At 44.6% G+C, this 16,619-nt stretch carries 18 protein-coding genes; 10 read left to right on the forward strand and 8 right to left on the reverse strand.

Annotation, left to right across the window (positions count from 1 at the left end; translation table 11 throughout):
• Nucleotides 1-211: 211 nt before the first annotated feature.
• The 4 genes from yclJ (at nt 212) to UJ203_RS16065 (ending at nt 3,732) form a co-directional block, all read left to right on the forward strand.
• Nucleotides 212-895, forward strand: a complete 684-nt coding sequence (gene yclJ / locus UJ203_RS16050) for a two-component system response regulator YclJ (RefSeq protein WP_024120210.1) — start codon at nt 212-214, stop codon at nt 893-895.
• Nucleotides 882-2,297: a HAMP domain-containing sensor histidine kinase gene (locus UJ203_RS16055; protein ID WP_322012335.1), complete on the forward strand. Its 1,416-nt coding sequence runs from the start codon at nt 882-884 to the stop codon at nt 2,295-2,297. Before yclJ ends, UJ203_RS16055 begins: the two co-directional genes overlap by 14 nt.
• A gap of 180 nt (nt 2,298-2,477) precedes the next feature.
• Complete coding sequence (gene rapC / locus UJ203_RS16060; RefSeq protein WP_024120212.1) at nt 2,478-3,626, forward strand: response regulator aspartate phosphatase RapC; 1,149 nt, start codon at nt 2,478-2,480, stop codon at nt 3,624-3,626.
• Nucleotides 3,610-3,732 carry a PhrC/PhrF family phosphatase-inhibitory pheromone gene (locus tag UJ203_RS16065; protein WP_024120213.1) on the forward strand — a complete coding sequence of 41 codons (123 nt, stop codon included), beginning with the start codon at nt 3,610-3,612 and terminating at the stop codon, nt 3,730-3,732. The genes rapC and UJ203_RS16065 overlap by 17 nt, the downstream gene beginning before the upstream one ends.
• A gap of 105 nt (nt 3,733-3,837) precedes the next feature.
• Here UJ203_RS16065 and UJ203_RS16070 read toward each other — a convergent pair whose 3' ends face one another.
• The 3 genes from UJ203_RS16070 to UJ203_RS16080 form a co-directional block, all read right to left on the reverse strand.
• A complete protein-coding gene (locus UJ203_RS16070) occupies nt 3,838-3,930 on the reverse strand; it encodes a YjcZ family sporulation protein (RefSeq protein WP_083504413.1) in 93 nt (30 codons plus the stop codon).
• 146 nt (nt 3,931-4,076) lie between these two features.
• Nucleotides 4,077-4,187, reverse strand: coding sequence for a YjcZ family sporulation protein (locus UJ203_RS16075; protein ID WP_024120215.1), 111 nt, complete (start codon nt 4,185-4,187; stop codon nt 4,077-4,079).
• A 151-nt stretch (nt 4,188-4,338) separates the two neighbouring features.
• Nucleotides 4,339-5,703 carry an aspartate kinase gene (locus tag UJ203_RS16080; protein ID WP_322012341.1) on the reverse strand — a complete coding sequence of 455 codons (1,365 nt, stop codon included), beginning with the start codon at nt 5,701-5,703 and terminating at the stop codon, nt 4,339-4,341.
• Nucleotides 5,704-6,088: 385 nt separating this feature from the next.
• Between UJ203_RS16080 and yclN the strand changes: the two genes are divergently transcribed.
• From yclN to UJ203_RS16100, 4 genes are read left to right on the forward strand one after another with little or no spacing between them, the layout of a single operon-like run.
• Nucleotides 6,089-7,039, forward strand: coding sequence for a petrobactin ABC transporter permease YclN (gene yclN / locus UJ203_RS16085; protein WP_010333025.1), 951 nt, complete (start codon nt 6,089-6,091; stop codon nt 7,037-7,039).
• Nucleotides 7,032-7,979 carry a petrobactin ABC transporter permease YclO gene (gene yclO / locus UJ203_RS16090; RefSeq protein WP_322012345.1) on the forward strand — a complete coding sequence of 316 codons (948 nt, stop codon included), beginning with the start codon at nt 7,032-7,034 and terminating at the stop codon, nt 7,977-7,979. The genes yclN and yclO overlap by 8 nt, the downstream gene beginning before the upstream one ends.
• The gene (gene yclP, locus UJ203_RS16095; protein WP_305934618.1) at nt 7,973-8,731 is read left to right on the forward strand and encodes a petrobactin ABC transporter ATP-binding protein YclP; all 759 of its coding nucleotides are present in this window, start codon (nt 7,973-7,975) and stop codon (nt 8,729-8,731) included. The genes yclO and yclP overlap by 7 nt, the downstream gene beginning before the upstream one ends.
• Nucleotides 8,732-8,752: 21 nt before the next feature.
• Nucleotides 8,753-9,706 (forward strand): siderophore ABC transporter substrate-binding protein, encoded by a 954-nt coding sequence (locus UJ203_RS16100; RefSeq protein WP_322012347.1) that lies wholly within the window; start codon nt 8,753-8,755, stop codon nt 9,704-9,706.
• Nucleotides 9,707-9,754: 48 nt separating this feature from the next.
• Here UJ203_RS16100 and UJ203_RS16105 read toward each other — a convergent pair whose 3' ends face one another.
• The 4 genes from UJ203_RS16105 to UJ203_RS16120 form a co-directional block, all read right to left on the reverse strand.
• The gene (locus tag UJ203_RS16105) at nt 9,755-11,173 is read right to left on the reverse strand and encodes an MDR family MFS transporter (RefSeq protein ID WP_202853235.1); all 1,419 of its coding nucleotides are present in this window, start codon (nt 11,171-11,173) and stop codon (nt 9,755-9,757) included.
• Nucleotides 11,174-11,191: 18 nt separating this feature from the next.
• Nucleotides 11,192-12,070 (reverse strand): helix-turn-helix domain-containing protein, encoded by an 879-nt coding sequence (locus UJ203_RS16110; protein WP_322012351.1) that lies wholly within the window; start codon nt 12,068-12,070, stop codon nt 11,192-11,194.
• A gap of 162 nt (nt 12,071-12,232) precedes the next feature.
• Nucleotides 12,233-12,982: an NADPH-dependent oxidoreductase gene (locus tag UJ203_RS16115; protein WP_322012353.1), complete on the reverse strand. Its 750-nt coding sequence runs from the start codon at nt 12,980-12,982 to the stop codon at nt 12,233-12,235.
• A 16-nt stretch (nt 12,983-12,998) separates the two neighbouring features.
• Complete coding sequence (locus UJ203_RS16120) at nt 12,999-13,286, reverse strand: putative quinol monooxygenase (protein WP_024120223.1); 288 nt, start codon at nt 13,284-13,286, stop codon at nt 12,999-13,001.
• A 140-nt stretch (nt 13,287-13,426) separates the two neighbouring features.
• On the opposite strand from UJ203_RS16120, the gene UJ203_RS16125 reads away from it, so the two are divergent.
• Nucleotides 13,427-13,741: an ArsR/SmtB family transcription factor gene (locus tag UJ203_RS16125; protein ID WP_024120224.1), complete on the forward strand. Its 315-nt coding sequence runs from the start codon at nt 13,427-13,429 to the stop codon at nt 13,739-13,741.
• Nucleotide 13,742: 1 nt separating this feature from the next.
• Here UJ203_RS16125 and UJ203_RS16130 read toward each other — a convergent pair whose 3' ends face one another.
• The gene (locus tag UJ203_RS16130) at nt 13,743-15,182 is read right to left on the reverse strand and encodes a PLP-dependent aminotransferase family protein (protein ID WP_322012356.1); all 1,440 of its coding nucleotides are present in this window, start codon (nt 15,180-15,182) and stop codon (nt 13,743-13,745) included.
• Between the two features lie 105 nt (nt 15,183-15,287).
• Here UJ203_RS16130 and gabT point away from each other — a divergent pair, with 105 nt between their 5' ends.
• On the forward strand, nt 15,288-16,601 hold the full coding sequence (gabT, locus tag UJ203_RS16135; RefSeq protein ID WP_322012359.1) for a 4-aminobutyrate--2-oxoglutarate transaminase: 1,314 nt from the start codon (nt 15,288-15,290) through the stop codon (nt 16,599-16,601).
• Nucleotides 16,602-16,619: the final 18 nt, after the last annotated feature.

The following is a 16,619-nucleotide window of genomic DNA, read 5'->3' on the forward strand; positions in this document are numbered from 1 at the left end:
TATGTTCCTCCGTATAGGTATTTTTATGGATAAGACCGCCTGTGAGGCTGGCCCGCTTGTTGATAAATTTATAGTAGTCCAAAGGTATGAAAAAAATATGAACAATCTATTTCTAGTTGATGAAATAAAAACTAACAATTGTTAAACCAAAAATCTTCTGTATAAAATGGTGCTATTATATAAAAAAGCATCAAAACAATCGGAGGATCCAATGAAAATTTTAATGATAGAAGATAACGTTAGTGTTTGTACGATGACAGAGATGTTCTTTTTTAAGGAAGGTTTTGAAGCTGAATTTGTTCATGACGGTTTAGAGGGGTATCAGCGCTTTGCGGAAGAGAATTGGGATTTGGTGATTCTGGATATTATGCTTCCGTCTATGGACGGCGTAACCATCTGCAGAAAAATAAGAGAGACAAGCACAGTTCCGATTATCATGCTGACTGCCAGAGACACCGAATCAGATCAGGTGATCGGCTTTGAGATGGGTGCGGACGATTATGTGACGAAGCCATTCAGCCCGCTGACATTGGTTGCCCGCATCAAAGCCGTGAACAGAAGATATCAGGCGACGGGCAAGGCGGCAGCGGAAGAAGATACGATTGAATCGGAATGCTTTAAAATTAATAAAAAGACGAGAGAAGTATTTTTAAATGGGGAGCCTGTTGAAAACCTCACGCCTAAGGAATTTGACCTGCTTTATTACCTTGTGCAGAACCCGCGGCAGGTGTTTTCCAGAGAGCAGCTGCTTGAGCAGGTATGGGGCTATCAGTTCTACGGAGACGAACGGACTGTCGATGTTCATATTAAACGGCTGCGGAAAAAGCTTGCAAGTGAGGACAGGCCTTTCCTATATACTGTATGGGGAGTAGGGTATAAATTTGATGAGGATTAAATATTTATATCAGCTGCTGCTGAGCCATGTCAGCATATTAATTTTAGCATTTGTTATCATTATTTCTCTTTTTTCTCACTTCGTGAAAGAGTTTGCCTACCAAAATAAAGTAGAGGAACTGACGTCATATGCGGTGCAGATTGCAAGCGAATTTCAAACCGGCCAGGTTGATATGCGCCGGCTGTACCCATATCAGGATATATTACGCACAAGAAAGACGCAGTTTATCATCTTTAATGAAGCACAGCGGCCTTATTTTCACCCTGAAGACTTTCACCCACGGGAAAAGCTGAAGAAAGCGGAGTGGGAGAAGCTGAAAAAAGGGCAGGTGGTCATGAACAGAGCGGATGGCCGTTTTAACGATGAGGTTTCCCTTGTTGCACAGCCGATTTTTGTTAACAATGAATTTAAAGGCGCGGTACTGCTGATTTCTCCAATCAGCGGCGTAGAGCAAATGATTAATCAGGTCAATCTCTATATGTTTTACGCGATAATCAGCACGCTTGTCATTACCATTCTCGTCAGCTGGCTGCTTTCCAAATTCCATGTGAAACGCATTCAAAAGCTGAGAGAAGCAACGGATAAAGTAGCTTCCGGCGACTATGACATCCACTTGGAAAACGGCTACCGGGATGAAATCGGGGTGCTGGCGTCTGACTTTAATATCATGGCGAAAAAATTAAAGCAGTCGAGGGATGAAATCGACCGGCTTGAGAAGCGGAGAAGGCAGTTTATTGCCGATGTATCCCATGAATTAAGAACGCCGCTGACAACCATTAACGGTTTGGTTGAAGGGCTGAACAGCAATACGATTCCAGAGGAGAATAAAGAAAAATGCTTCTCGCTCATCAGTGAGGAAACGAAGCGAATGCTGCGTCTCGTAAAAGAAAATCTCGATTACGAAAAAATCAGATCACAGCAAATCACCCTGAACAAGCTTGACGTTCCGCTGATTGAGGTATTCGAAATCATGAAAGAGCACCTTGAACAGCAGGCGGAAGAAAAGCAAAATAAGCTGATGATTCAGGTGGAGGACAGCGTGATCGTTCATGCCGACTATGACCGGTTAATTCAAATCCTCGTGAACATTACGAAAAACAGCATCCAATTTACGCATCAAGGTGACATTTGGCTGCGGGGAACAGAAGGATATAAAGAGACCATTATCGAAATTGAAGATACGGGAATCGGCATTTCAAAAGAGGATATCGAGCATATTTGGGAGCGGTTCTACAAAGCTGATATTTCAAGAACGAACACGGCGTACGGAGAATACGGCCTCGGCCTCTCCATCGTCAAGCAGCTTGTTGAAATGCATCAAGGCACAATAGACATTAAGAGTGAACAAGGGAAAGGCACAACATTCATTATCCGCCTTCCCTTACCTGCAAAACAGCAATAAATCACGTAAGGCGGCGGCATATCGTCAGATGCTGCCGCCTTCTTCTTTCTAACATCGCTTCGGTATTGCTTTTTTTATTGCGTGCTCCCGAAATAAAGATTGCGTGTTTTTCGGGTTAGGACAGTCTGTAAACATGATAAAATATGACATAAACAGTTTTTGATGGGAGAGGGTGAAGGAATGAAGAGCGGGGTAATTCCTTCTTCAGCGGTCGGTCAAAAAATTAACGAGTGGTACAAATATATCCGGACCTTCAGCGTGCCGGATGCCGAAGTGCTAAAAGCTGAAATCCAGCAGGAACTGAAACACATGCAGCATGATTCCAACTTGCTGTTATATTACTCACTAATGGAATTTCGCCACCAGCTTATGCTTGATTATCTCGAGCCGCTGGAGAAATTAAATATCGAAGACCAGCCAAGCCTGTCTGAATTATCACGAAATATAGACAGCAACCAAGCTGATCTGAAAGGGCTTCTCGATTATTATGTGAATTTTTTCCGCGGAATGTATGAGTTTGATAAGCGGGAATTTATTTCTGCCATTACATATTACAAACAGGCGGAGAAAAAACTTTCTTTTGTTTCCGATCATATTGAACGGGCTGAATTTTATTTTAAAATCGCGGAAGCTTATTATTATATGAAGCAAACGTACTTTTCATTGATTCATATCAAAAATGCATATGAAATTTATGTAGAGCAGGAAACCTATAATGTTCGGATTATCCAATGCCATTTTGTGTTCGGGGTTAACCTCATGGATGAGAGAAATTTTGAACAAGCCGCACGGCATTTCAAATTGGCGCTGGAGATGGCGGAAGCGGAACAAAAAGCCCAATTGGTCGGAAGAGCATTTTATAATTTAGGGCTGTGTTATTACAATCAAGACCTTCTCGACCCTGCCATTGAACATTTTGAGAAAGCGGTTTCCACTTTTGAAAACAGCAGAATCACCAATTCTCTGCCTCAAGCATATTTTTTAATAACACTTATTTATTATAAACGCGGAAAACATGAGAAGGCCTCGGAATATCACAAGAGGGGCTATGAATATGCTAAAGAAACAGACGATGCAGACTACGCGGTAAAATTTGAGTTTTTACAATCCCTATATCAGGCACAGCCCAATACAGAAGGAATCGAACGATGTTTCCGATATTTAAAAAATAAAAATATGTATGCTGATATAGAGGATTTAGGCCTAGAAGTAGCAAAATATTACTATGAACAAAAATGGTTTGAACTGTCTGCTTCCTACTTTCTTAGAGTTGAAGAGGCAAGAAAACAAATACAAAGGAGTGAAGGTTTGTATGAAATTGAAATCTAAGTTATTTGTTATTTGTTTGGCTGCAGCAGCTGTTTTTACAGCGGTTGGCGTCTCTGAACATGCTGAAGCATCCGACTTTCATGTCACAGAAAGAGGAATGACGTAAGAACCAGGCCCCTTCTCAATAAGAGAAGGGGTTTTCTTTTAAAGAAACAGCAACGCAGGATATGGCCCTTACGGCGCCGCCTGATTCATGGAGATTTCTTTTTTTTTAGAAGCCTCCGTTAAAAAACGCAGCTCCCACGATAATTAAGAGGATAAATAACACAACAATCAAAGCAAAAGAGTTTCCGTAACCAGACATCTGTGCCACCTCCTTGTGAGATTACTTTATGATATGCTGCATAAACGCGGCGGACAGGGCTTTCAGGATATAGATTGAAAAATAAAGAAAACAACTAAAAAACGCCGCATGACAATGATATTGTCTTACGGCGCTGTACTGCAGACTTAGAAGCCTCTTGTAAATGCAGTACCTACGATAATCAATAGAATAAACAATACAACGATCAAAGCGAAAGAACCGATGCCGTAACCGCCGCCGTTAGCGTATCCTGACATAAGGCTTCACCTCCCTATGATGGATACTACAAAATATGCGGACACGGCCGGATTGATAGGGATAATAGTGGACAAGGCAAAAAATGAACAATTCGGCTATCAAGTCGGGCAATATAAAAAGCGGGCCCTGCCGCCCGCTTTTATGTATAGATTAAGAGACAAGCACACCCGCGAAAAACTCCCGGTATAATGCTTGGACGGCTTTTCTTTCTTCGGCTTCCTTTACGCCGAACATCATGCTCACTTCAGAAGATCCTTGGTTAATCATTTCGATATTCACTTTCGCCTCTGATAAGGCTTTGGCTGCTCTTGCCGTTGTGCCGACATTATGGCGCATTGCTTCTCCTACAACCATAATCAGCGCCAGATTGTGCTCGACAATGACTTCATCGGCATGAAGGTTCTCTTTAATCTGCTTCATTACGCTTCGTTCGGCCGAAGCATCCATTTGGCCCTGTCTTAAGATGATCGTCATGTCATCAATTCCCGATGGAACATGCTCATACGTCAAACCGTGTTCTTCGAGGATTTGAAGGGCTCTGCGGCCAAACCCGATTTCTCTGTTCATTAAATACTTGCTGATATAAATGCTGCAAAAGCCGGTATCGCTGGCAATGCCGACGACAGGACCGTTTGTGTTATCGCGTTTGCTGACGACGCGTGTCCCGTTTGCCGACGGGTTGTTCGTATTTTTGATCTGCACGGGAATGCCCGCTCTGAAGGCCGGAATGAGCGCTTCATCATGAAACACTGAAAAGCCTGCGTACGACAGCTCGCGCATCTCTCTGTATGTCAGCTCGTGGATTTCCTTCGGGTTCTCAACAATAGAAGGATTAACAGAATACACAGCATCTACATCAGTAAAGTTTTCGTACAGATCGGCCTGAAGACCGTTGGCCAAAATGGAGCCTGTAATATCAGAACCGCTCCGTGAGAAAGTCATCACATCGCCATCCTTGCTGAACCCGAAAAAGCCGGGGAATATGATGAGGCCTTCACGCTCTCTCAGCTGAAAGAGATTTTGATACGATTCAGGCAGCACCTGCGCGTTGCCGGGTTCTTTTGTTACAAAAAGGCCGGCATCCTTCGGGTTCACATATTCCGCTTTCACGCCTTTGTGGCGGAAATAAGCGGCAATCAGCTTAGCGTTGTTATCCTCACCGCTTGCTTTGACTGCGTCCAAATATTGTACGGGATTGCTTTTATCTCCTTCTAAAAGCATAAACAAATCATCACGGATTTTTTCTATAATACACGGCTCAAGCTGTAGCTCATTTGCGATCAGAGTATACCGTTCAACGACCGCTTCCGCCAGTTCAGGGGCGCTGCCGGATGATAAATACTGTTCAGCACATGCGATTAAGAGATCAGTCACTTTCGTATCCTCGGAATAGCGTTTGCCCGGAGCCGAAACCACTACAGCTTTGCGTGCGGGATCTGAGGTTACGATTTGAAACACCTTTTCAAGCTGTGCGCCTGAAGCGAGTGAGCTGCCTCCGAATTTAACGACCTTCATGTTTACATCTCCTAATGTTTAAAATTTTCACACAAATTTAGTATTTATTATCCCTCTTTCAGTTCTGTAAATCAAGGAGAAATTTCTTTGTGCAATGAACATTTGTATTTTCAGGGAGGAATTATGTCAGGTCTGATGACGAAGCTGAAGCATAGTGAAGAGAAATATGGTAAACAGACTAACGATTTGTGATGGAAAATGGTTTGAATTATGAGTAAAATTGAATAGATAACGAAGTTAATATTTTTAAAGAATATTGACTAACACTAGAAAAATGGTAATATGTAAATGATAATGATAATCAATTACTATATGGCCATATTGTTTTGAGTCCTTGCGGAGTAGGAGATACGTTCTTTTTGCTGTGAGGATGTAAGGAGGCAGCATGAAGCTACGTTACTTATTTTTTCTACTTATCATATTAGCAGTCACTTCTGTATTTATCGGCGTAGAAGATCTGTCGCCGCTTGATCTCTTTGATTTAAGCAAAGAAGAGGCGTCAACGCTCTTTGCCAGCCGTTTGCCGCGGCTGATCAGCATTCTAATCGCGGGCATGAGCATGAGCATCTGCGGGCTGATTATGCAGCAGATCACCAGAAACAAATTCGTGTCACCGACAACGGCCGGCACGATGGACTGGGCGAGGCTGGGAATCTTAATATCCTTGCTTCTGTTTACATCGGCAAGTCCTTTAATGAAAATGCTGATTGCTTTTGTCTTTGCTTTAGTCGGCAATTTTCTGTTTATGAAAATTCTTGAAAGAATCAAGTTTAACGACACCATCTTTATTCCGCTAGTCGGTTTAATGCTCGGGAATATTGTCAGCTCAATCGCGACGTTTATCGCGTATAAATATGACCTGATCCAGAACGTGTCATCATGGCTTCAGGGGGATTTCTCCTTAGTTGTGAAAGGGAGATATGAGCTTCTTTACCTAAGTATTCCGCTTGTCATCATTGCCTATGTTTATGCGGATAAATTTACAGTGGCGGGTATGGGAGAAAGCTTTTCTGTCAACCTCGGCCTCAAGTATAAACGGGTTGTGAACATCGGGCTCATTATCGTATCCCTGATTACGTCACTTGTCATTTTGACTGTCGGTATGCTTCCGTTCCTCGGTTTAATCATCCCGAACATTGTATCGATTTACAGGGGAGACAACCTGAAAAACAGCCTGCCGCACACTGCGCTGCTCGGAGCGGTTTTTGTTCTGTTTTGCGATATATTGGGCAGAGTCATTATCTTCCCATATGAAATCTCGATTGGTCTGATGGTCGGAATCATCGGCAGCGGCATTTTCCTGTTTATGCTGTTAAGGAGAAAAGCGTATGCGTAACCAGATGAAAATTGCGTTGCTCGTTGGTATAGCCGTTGTATGTATCGGTTTGTTTCTGTTTTATGACTTAGGCAATTGGGATTACACACTGCCGAGAAGAATCAAAAAAGTCGCTGCCATTATGCTGACAGGCGGAGCGATTGCGTTTTCGACGATGATCTTCCAAACGATCTCGAATAACCGCATCCTGACGCCCAGCATTTTAGGCCTTGATTCTCTCTATATGCTGATTCAGACCGTCATCATCTTTTTGTTCGGTTCTATCAATATCGTAATCATGAATAAAAACATCAACTTCATTATCTCTGTTTTGCTGATGGTGCTGTTTTCTTTTGTTCTCTATCAGATCATGTTCAAAGGTGAGGGGAAAAATATCTTCTTTCTTCTGCTCATCGGAATCGTGTTCGGCACGCTGTTCAGCAGCCTGTCTTCCTTTATGCAGATGCTGATTGATCCGAATGAGTTTCAGGTTGTGCAGGACAAAATGTTTGCCAGCTTTAACAACATCAACACTGATTTGTTATGGCTCGCCTTCATCATCTTCCTGCTGACCGGTATCTATGTCTGGCGTTTCACGAAATTTTTTGACGTGCTGTCACTCGGCCGTGAACACGCCGTCAATTTGGGCATTAACTACGACAAAGTTGTCAAACAGATGCTGATCGTGATCGCGATCCTTGTTTCTGTTTCTACCGCGCTTGTCGGCCCGATTATGTTCTTGGGGCTTCTCGTCGTCAACCTGGCGAGAGAATTTCTGAAAACATATAAGCATTCATACTTAATCGCAGGTTCTGTTTTAATCAGCATTATTGCGTTAGTCGGGGGACAGTTTGTGGTTGAGAAAGTATTCACCTTCTCAACGACGCTGAGCGTTATTATTAATTTTGCCGGCGGGATTTATTTTATCTACTTGCTGTTAAAGGAGAATAAATCATGGTAGAGGTCAAAAATGTAAGCAAACAATATGGAGGGAAAGTTGTCCTTGAAGAGACGTCAGTCACGATTCAAAAAGGCAAAATCACCTCGTTTATCGGTCCTAACGGCGCCGGCAAAAGTACGCTGCTGTCTATTATGAGCCGCCTGATCAAAAAGGACTCCGGTGAGATTTTCATAGACGGAGAAGAGATCGGAACCTGCGACAGCAAAGAGCTTGCCAAAAAAATGAGTATTTTAAAGCAGGCGAACCAAATCAATATCAGACTGACCATCAAAGACCTTGTCAGTTTTGGCAGATTCCCTTATTCACAGGGCCGGCTGACAGAGGAAGACTGGGATCATATCAACCAGGCGCTCAGTTATATGAAGCTGGAGGAGATTCAGGATAAGTACTTGGATCAGCTGAGCGGCGGACAGTGCCAAAGGGCATTTATCGCAATGGTCATTGCCCAGGACACCGATTACATTTTTCTGGATGAACCGCTGAACAACCTGGATATGAAACATTCAGTTGAAATTATGAAGCTTCTGAAGAGGCTGGTAGAGGAGCTTGGAAAAACAATCGTGATCGTCATTCACGATATCAACTTTGCTTCCGTCTACTCCGATCATATCGTTGCTTTGAAAAACGGCCGAATCGTAAAAGAGGGGCCGCCGGAGGAGATGATTGAAACCTCTGTGCTCGAAGAAATCTACGATATGACCATCCCGATTCAGACGATTGATAACCAAAGAATAGGTGTTTATTTTTCTTAATATACAGAAGAGGTGAAGAGCATGAAAAAGTTTGCAATTCTATTCATCGCATTGGTGACCGCTGTTGTCATTTCCGCTTGCGGAAACCAAAGCTCAAGCAGTAAAGATTCTGACACGAAGAAAGAACAAATGACGGTGAAACACCAGCTGGACAAAAACGGCACAAAAGTGACAAAGAACCCTAAAAAAGTCGTTGTATTTGATTTAGGAAGCTTAGATACATTAGATAAATTAGGTCTTGATGATAAAGTAGCAGGCCTGCCGAAACAAGCCCTTCCTAAATATCTGTCCAAATTCAAAGATGACAAATATGCTGATGTTGGAAGCTTAAAAGAGCCAGACTTTGAAAAAGTAGCAGATTTAGACCCTGACTTGATCATTATCTCTGGCAGACAATCTGAGTCCTACAAAGAATTCTCTAATATTGCACCGACGATTTACCTTGGCGTAGACACAGCGAACTACATGGAATCATTTAAATCAGATGCACAAACAATCGGTAAAATCTTTGATAAAGAAGATGAAGTAAAAGACGAGCTCGCAACAATTGATAACTCAATTGCAGATCTTAAGAAAACAGCTGAAAAGCAAAACAAAAATGGTCTTGTCATCCTTGCAAATGACGGAAAAATCAGCGCCTTTGGATCTAAATCAAGATACGGGCTGATCCACGACGTATTCGGCGTGACACCGGCTGATAAAAATATCAAAGCATCTACTCACGGACAAAGCGTTTCATATGAGTACATTTCAAAAACAAACCCTGATTACCTGTTTGTTATTGACCGCGGTACAGCAATCGGAGAAACATCATCTACAAAACAAGTCGTTGAAAACGACTATGTGAAAAACGTAAACGCCGTGAAAAATAATCATGTCGTTTACCTTGATTCAGCTACTTGGTACTTATCAGGAGGCGGACTTGAGTCAATGACGCAAATGATTAAAGAAGTGAAAGACGGGTTAGAGAAGTAAAACCAAAAAGAGCCTCCGCTCTCAAAGCGGGGCTCTTTTTTTATAGGATCAGCGTGCCGGCTGCTGTTCGGCAGGGCGCTGAGGTTTCTTTAATGTAAAGGATAGAAGTAAGCCGGCAAGCGCGATGCAGGCTGCCACGATAAAAGCGGCGTTCATGCCGTGCAGAGCGGCGTGTTTTACATTTGCGGTTCCTGCATGTGCCGCCTGGTTGCTCATCACGGATACCAGAAGAGCAGTCCCGATGGATCCGCCGACTTGGCGAACCGTATTGTTCATTGCTGTTCCGTGCGGAATCAAGTGGCGCGGCAGCGCATTGATTCCGGCTGTTGTCACAGGCATCATAATCATCGCTGTCCCTAAGAGACGAACGGTATATAAAACGACAATCCAAGCCAGTGACGTATGATCAGTCAGCTGCATAAACGGAAGTGATGTCAGGAAGATGATACAGAAACCTGCAATCGCCAGGCCTCTTCCGCCGACACGGTCAAAAATTCTTCCGATAATCGGTGACATGAAGCCCATCACAATGGCTCCCGGAAGAAGCATAAGCCCTGTATCAAAGGCTGTGACGTCTCTGACGTTTTGTGTATACAGCGGCAGAATTGTTTCCGTACCAATTAATAAAGCAAAGACAAGGGTTCCCAGCAGGGTTGTTAAGCTGAAGATACCAAACGTAAATACGCGGAATTCCAGCATCGGTTTTTCAAGCTTCATCTGTCTTGTAATAAATAAGAGCAGCGCGATCACGCCCACAAGCAGTGAAATCAGAACCGTTGAGCTGGTCCATCCGTAAGAGCCGACGCTTGAGAAGCCATAGAGCAGCCCGCCAAATCCAAGTGTCGACAGGATAACTGATAAAATATCAATCTGTGTTTTTCTTAATGTCGTCACGTTTTTCATAAGAATGATAGCGAGAAGCAAATCGATCACGGCAAACGGAAGAATGATATAAAACAATGATCTCCACGAGAAAGCTTCTACTGCCCATCCTGAAAGAGTCGGTCCGATCGCAGGCGCGAAGGAGATGACCAATCCGACCATACCCATAGCCTGGCCGCGCTTTTCAATCGGAAAGATGGTTAAAAATACTGTCTGCATGAGCGGCATCATAATGCCGGCTCCGGCTGCCTGAATGATACGGGCCGCCAGCAGAACCGGAAAGTTCGGGGCAAACGTGCCGACGATTGTTCCGGCAGTGAAAATACTCATCGCCGTAATGAGAAGCGTACGGCTCGTGAATTTTTCAATTAAAAACGCAGTAATCGGAATTAAAATACCGTTCGTTAACATAAATGAAGTCGTCAGCCATTGGGCTTGGTTTGCATCTATATGAAAATCCCTCATGATATGGGGGAGAGCGGTAATTAACAGTGTCTGGTTCAAAATGGCGACAAACGCCCCGGCTAACAAAATGCCGACAATGACAGAACGGTTAAACGGTTTTTTTTCAATACTTGTGTCCAATAAGATCCCTTCTTTTCTTTAAGTAATTAACAGTGTTTTTAACATAGAAATTTGCTGTGTTAAAACACCGGTTTGTTCCAGATAGCCAATCAGTGATTTCAGTAAAAAGGCGCGGGGCGCTTCCTTTTTTGCTTCCTCTTCCAGCATGGCTGCAGCGGATGTCAGCTCATCGATATCATAATCCGCGGCGGGCAGGGAAGAGATGCCTTTATGTAATTCTTTCAGGCTTTCTGATAACAGGAGTGATTTATCCTTTGGCTGGTAGGAGGACGCCGATTGGATATAAAGCTCGATGGCCTCAGGCGGAAGCAGGGACTGCCGTGTTTCTCTGTTTTTGACAATCTGATTGAGGGTGCTGATGATAAACGCTGCAATCGGGTCAAGCTCAAGCGGTTTTTCCTCTATTTTGATCAGCATTAAAAACTCACGCATCATGCCGTGAAGAATGATCACCAAATCCCATACAAACGGGAGAATGGTTTCTCCATACGCCTGGATCAGCGAATCGCGGTGCCAGCAGATAATCGTTGATCTGGTTTGATGGATATGCTGTTTTACACGGTCATTGTGCAGCTTGGGGTTTCCGTAGGTCAGCATATTAAAAAACTGCTGATTCCGCCTGAATCCTTCCAGCTCCATTTTGACCTTTTGAATCAAACGCTCCTCCGGTGTCAGCGCGGTATTTTCCTGCAGTCCTGATGCCGCGGCCACCATTTGCTTCTGGTTAAACGTCAGCAGCTCCAAAAGCAAATCTTCCTTCGATTGAAACAGCTTATATATCGAAGCTTTTGATATCTTACATTCTTCTGCGATTGCCTGCATGGAAACCGACGTAAAATCCTTTTCAGAAAAAAGCTTCCGCGCGGCTAACAAGATCTCTGTTTTTTTATCAAGCATCTCATGGCTTCCTTCTTTCTTGAACAATAGAAAACCCATTGGTTCACAGAAAACCAATGAGTAACATTGATAAAATTTTACCAAATAAACAAAATGAAAGTCAATGGATTTTATCCGGACAATAAAAGGGGCCTGCCGGAATTCCGACAGGCCGGGTGAGGCTTATTTTTCAACTTTAAATCCTTGTGTTTCGAGCATTTCACGAATATGCGGATAGTACAGGCGCTCATAGTATGAGGCGATGCTTTGTGACCAGTTTCGTGTTTCTTTTCCGTTGGTCCGGTTTTTCATGTATTCGGACATTTGTTCATCATATGACTGAATGTGTGATGTCAGCTCGTCCTGCTGCAGATACGTTTCTTTGTGATAAACCGCTGCCTTTGGAAGACGAGGTTTTTTCGCTGAACGATCAGCAGGATGGCCGATGACAAGACCCGATACAGGGAACACGTATTTCGGAAGCTGAAGCAGCTCGATCAGTTCATTTGGATTTCCGCGAACCGCGCCGATCGGAACAGTGCCAAGTCCGAGTGATTCAGCCGCTGCCGTCGCTGTGCCAAGTGCGATGCCGGCATCTACAGCGCCGACAAGAACGGATTCTAACCCGTTTGTGATTTCCATGTTGAAGTCATGCAGATCTTCAAGCGCAATTTTTGCCCGGTTGAAGTCTGTGCAGAAAAGCAGGAAAACCGGAGCTTGGTCAATCCAAGGCTGTCCGCCTGCCAGTTCGGAGATTTTCTTTTTGCGTTCTTTATCCTGAATCGCGATGACGGTTACTTGCTGCCCGTTGATAGAAGAAGGGGCTGATTGCACCGCTTGCATAATGTGGTCCAGCTGCTCTTCTGACACCGGCTCGTCCGTATAGCTGCGGATGGAGCGGTGATCTGTTAATGATTTGATTACTTCGTTCATGTGAGACATCCTTTCCTTACTCGCTGAGCTCTGTGCGTACAACATCAAGAGGAGCGCTCAGCAATTCTTTGCCTTTTGCCACAAATCCTTGGAAATGGTCTGTTTCATTATGAAATTTCATAGCGGCTTCATCTTTCCATTTTTCAAGCATGACAAATGTATTTTCTTCGCCTACTTTTTCAAAAAGGTCGTATTGGGCGTTGCCTTCCTCGGCTCTTGAATGTTGAACCAGTGATTGTGCCTCGCTCAAGAATTCTTCGCGTTTTTCGGGTTTTACTTTGATATAAGCTTGTAATACGATCATGTAAATCTCCTCCGTTTGTCTTTAAAATTTATTGTTCGAATTTGATCGAACTAAATGTACCATGTAATCAAAATCAGGTAAAGGAAAAACCCTCAAATAGTAAAATTGTCATTCTAATTGTTGTGTGATACATTTGTGTCATGAACATTCCAAACCATCCAGAAACAGAAACATTGCAGCTGACAAAGGTTCTTCACGCACTGAGTGATCCGCTTCGTTTAGAGCTGGTGAAGCAATTGGCCGAAGCAAAAGAGAAAACGTGCAGCACCTGTGCTGATGTACAGGTTGCAAAGTCGACCTTGTCCCACCATTTTAAAGTATTAAGAGAATCGGGCATCGCTCAAGTACGCATAGAAGGAAAGCGCCGTTATTATTCGCTTCGCACAGAAGATCTTGAAAGGGCATTTCCGGGCCTGCTTGAAGCAGTGCTGAATGTGGACCAGGAGCGCTGGTAAATCAATCCCCTGAACCGGGGATTTTTTTATGTCCATAAACAGCGCGGCGAAGTCTTTGCACACCTTCCTGAATGTCCTCTTCCCTCAGCCGTGCAAAGCCGATAATAAGCGCGGGCTTGTCCGGCTGCGGACGGCTTTCTTTTAAGCGAAACCGGCTCATCCCGAAGATTTCAAGCTGCTGGGCGGCGGCATGCGCGAGTATCTCTTGTTCTGTGCGGCAGGTGTAAAATTCAGTGACGAAATGCAGTCCCGCATTTGCCCCTTTTACCGTAATCTCCCCTCCAAACTCTGATTCTAATGCACTGATGAGGCGTTCTCTCTTTTCTTTATAATGCTGCTTCATTTTTTTTATATGCTTCTGATATTCTCCGGACTCGATAAATTCCTGCAGGGCGAGCTGGGTGAGCGACGAGCATGTCTGCAGGTCATAGCCCCGCTTTTTGTATACCCGTAACAGCTTCGGCGGCAGAACCATGTAGCTGACCCGCAATCCGGGGAGAAGTGATTTTGAAAAGGTGCCCATATAGATGACGTTTTGAAAGCGGTCGAGGCTTTGGAGCGCCGGGATACTGTCTACATCATATTTAAATTCGCTGTCATAATCATCCTCAATAATATAGCGGCTCGGCTGCTCCGCTGCCCAGTTCAGCAGCTGAATTCTCCGGGATACAGGCATAATTGTTCCGGCAGGGAATTGATGCGAAGGGGTAGTGATTAATACATCAGGCTTCTGTCTGATGATTTCAGAAATGGATATCCCTTTTTCATCAAGCATAATCGTCTTCACCTGTTTTCCGGCATGTTGCAAAAGCTGGTACATTCGCCTGTAACCAGGCTCCTCCATCGCATACACCGCATCCTGGGGCAAAAGCTCAGTCAGCAGCTGCATCAGCACCTGGGTGCCCGCCCCGATGACGATTTGTTCCGGCCGGCATTTCACGCCCCGCGTCAGAGAGATAAGCCTTGTAATGGCAGCTCTTACCTCATATATGCCTTGCGGATGAGACATGTCGCCGAGCGTGCGGTATGAGCGGGCAGCCGCTTTTTGCTCACAGCGAAACCAGCTTTTCATTGGAAAATGATCTGTATCGGCACTCATATGAGAAAAAGATATCCAATCGCTTTGATCGATATGAACCTCTTTCAGATCATCCGGCAGTGAAGATGAGGGCTGTTCCTCAGAGAAGAATGTGTCCAGCTGTTCCACGAAAAAACCCTTTCTTTCTTCAGCGTACAAATACCCTTCGGCGAGCAGCTGCTGATAGGCTGAATTCACAGAGTTTACGCTAACCTTCAGCTTTTCAGCCAGCTCTCGTTTGGAGGGAACCTTCGAGTGGGGCAGCAGATTACGGCTGAGGATTTCGTTTTTCAGCTTTTGATAAATCTGCTGATAGATATAATCCGCTTTTTCTGAGCGATCGAGAGTGATTGTGATGTCCATTGCGGTGTCTCCTTCTGGTACCATCAAAAAGTTATAATTGGTACTTTTCATCATACCAAAAAGAAGTCAGAATGGTAAGAAAATAATGACAGTGGGGGGATTTACATGAGTCAAACAACGGCATCAACTTTCACTACAGCAGAGTGGCAGCAAAAACGGGACCAATTTGTCTCAAAAGGTGTGAGCAACGGAAACCGCAGCCTGGCGGTAAAAGGAGAGGGAGCAGAGCTGTATGATTTGGACGGCCGGAGATTTATTGATTTTGCGGGCGCTATTGGAACTTTAAACGTCGGACACTCGCATCCGAAGGTGGTAGAAGCTGTGAAGCGGCAGGCGGAGGAGCTGATCCATCCGGGCTTTAACGTCATGATGTATCCGTCTTATATTGAATTAGCTGAAAAGCTTTGCGGCATTGCGCCGGGCACTCATGAGAAAAAAGCGATTTTCCTCAATTCCGGAGCGGAAGCGGTGGAAAACGCTGTGAAAATCGCCAGAAAGTATACCAAGCGCCAAGGCGTTGTCTCGTTTACACGCGGGTTCCACGGACGCACGAATATGACAATGAGCATGACAAGCAAGGTAAAGCCGTACAAATTCGGTTTCGGCCCATTTGCATCAGAGGTATACCAGGCGCCGTTTCCGTATTATTATCAGAAGCCTGCCGGACTGAGTGATGATGCATATGACGATATGGTCATTCAAGCGTTCGATGACTTCTTTATCGCAGCAGTTGCTCCTGAAACGGTAGCGTGTGTTGTGATGGAGCCGGTGCAGGGAGAAGGCGGATTCATTATTCCTTCTAAACGGTTTGTGCAGCACGTCGCTTCCTTCTGTAAAGAACACGGCATCGTCTTTGTAGCCGATGAAATTCAAACCGGATTTGCCAGAACGGGCACTTATTTCGCGATCGAGCACTTTGATGTCGTCCCAGATCTGATCACGGTTTCGAAATCTCTTGCGGCTGGGCTGCCGTTAAGCGGTGTGATCGGACGCGCGGAAATGCTTGATGCGGCGGCGCCCGGAGAGCTCGGCGGCACGTATGCGGGAAGTCCGCTTGGGTGCGCGGTGGCATTGGCTGTTTTGGACATTATTGAAGAAGAAGGCTTGAATGAACGTTCTGAGGAAATCGGCAGGATCATTGAAGAAAAAGCGCTTGAATGGCAAACAGAATACCCGTTTATCGGTGACATCCGCAGACTTGGGGCAATGGCAGCAATCGAGATCGTGAAAGACCCTGAAACACGTGAACCTGATAAAGCGAAAGCGGCAGCCATCGCAGCGTACGCGAATCAAAACGGATTGCTGCTGCTGACAGCCGGAATCAACGGCAATATCATCCGCTTCCTGACGCCGCTGGTTATTTCAGATGACCTTCTGAATGAAGGGCTCCACATTGTGGAAGCAGGTCTGCGAGCTTAATCATTGGAAAGACCGCAC

Source organism: Bacillus sp. V26 (assembly GCF_034296245.1).
Lineage (GTDB): Bacteria > Bacillota > Bacilli > Bacillales > Bacillaceae > Bacillus > Bacillus halotolerans.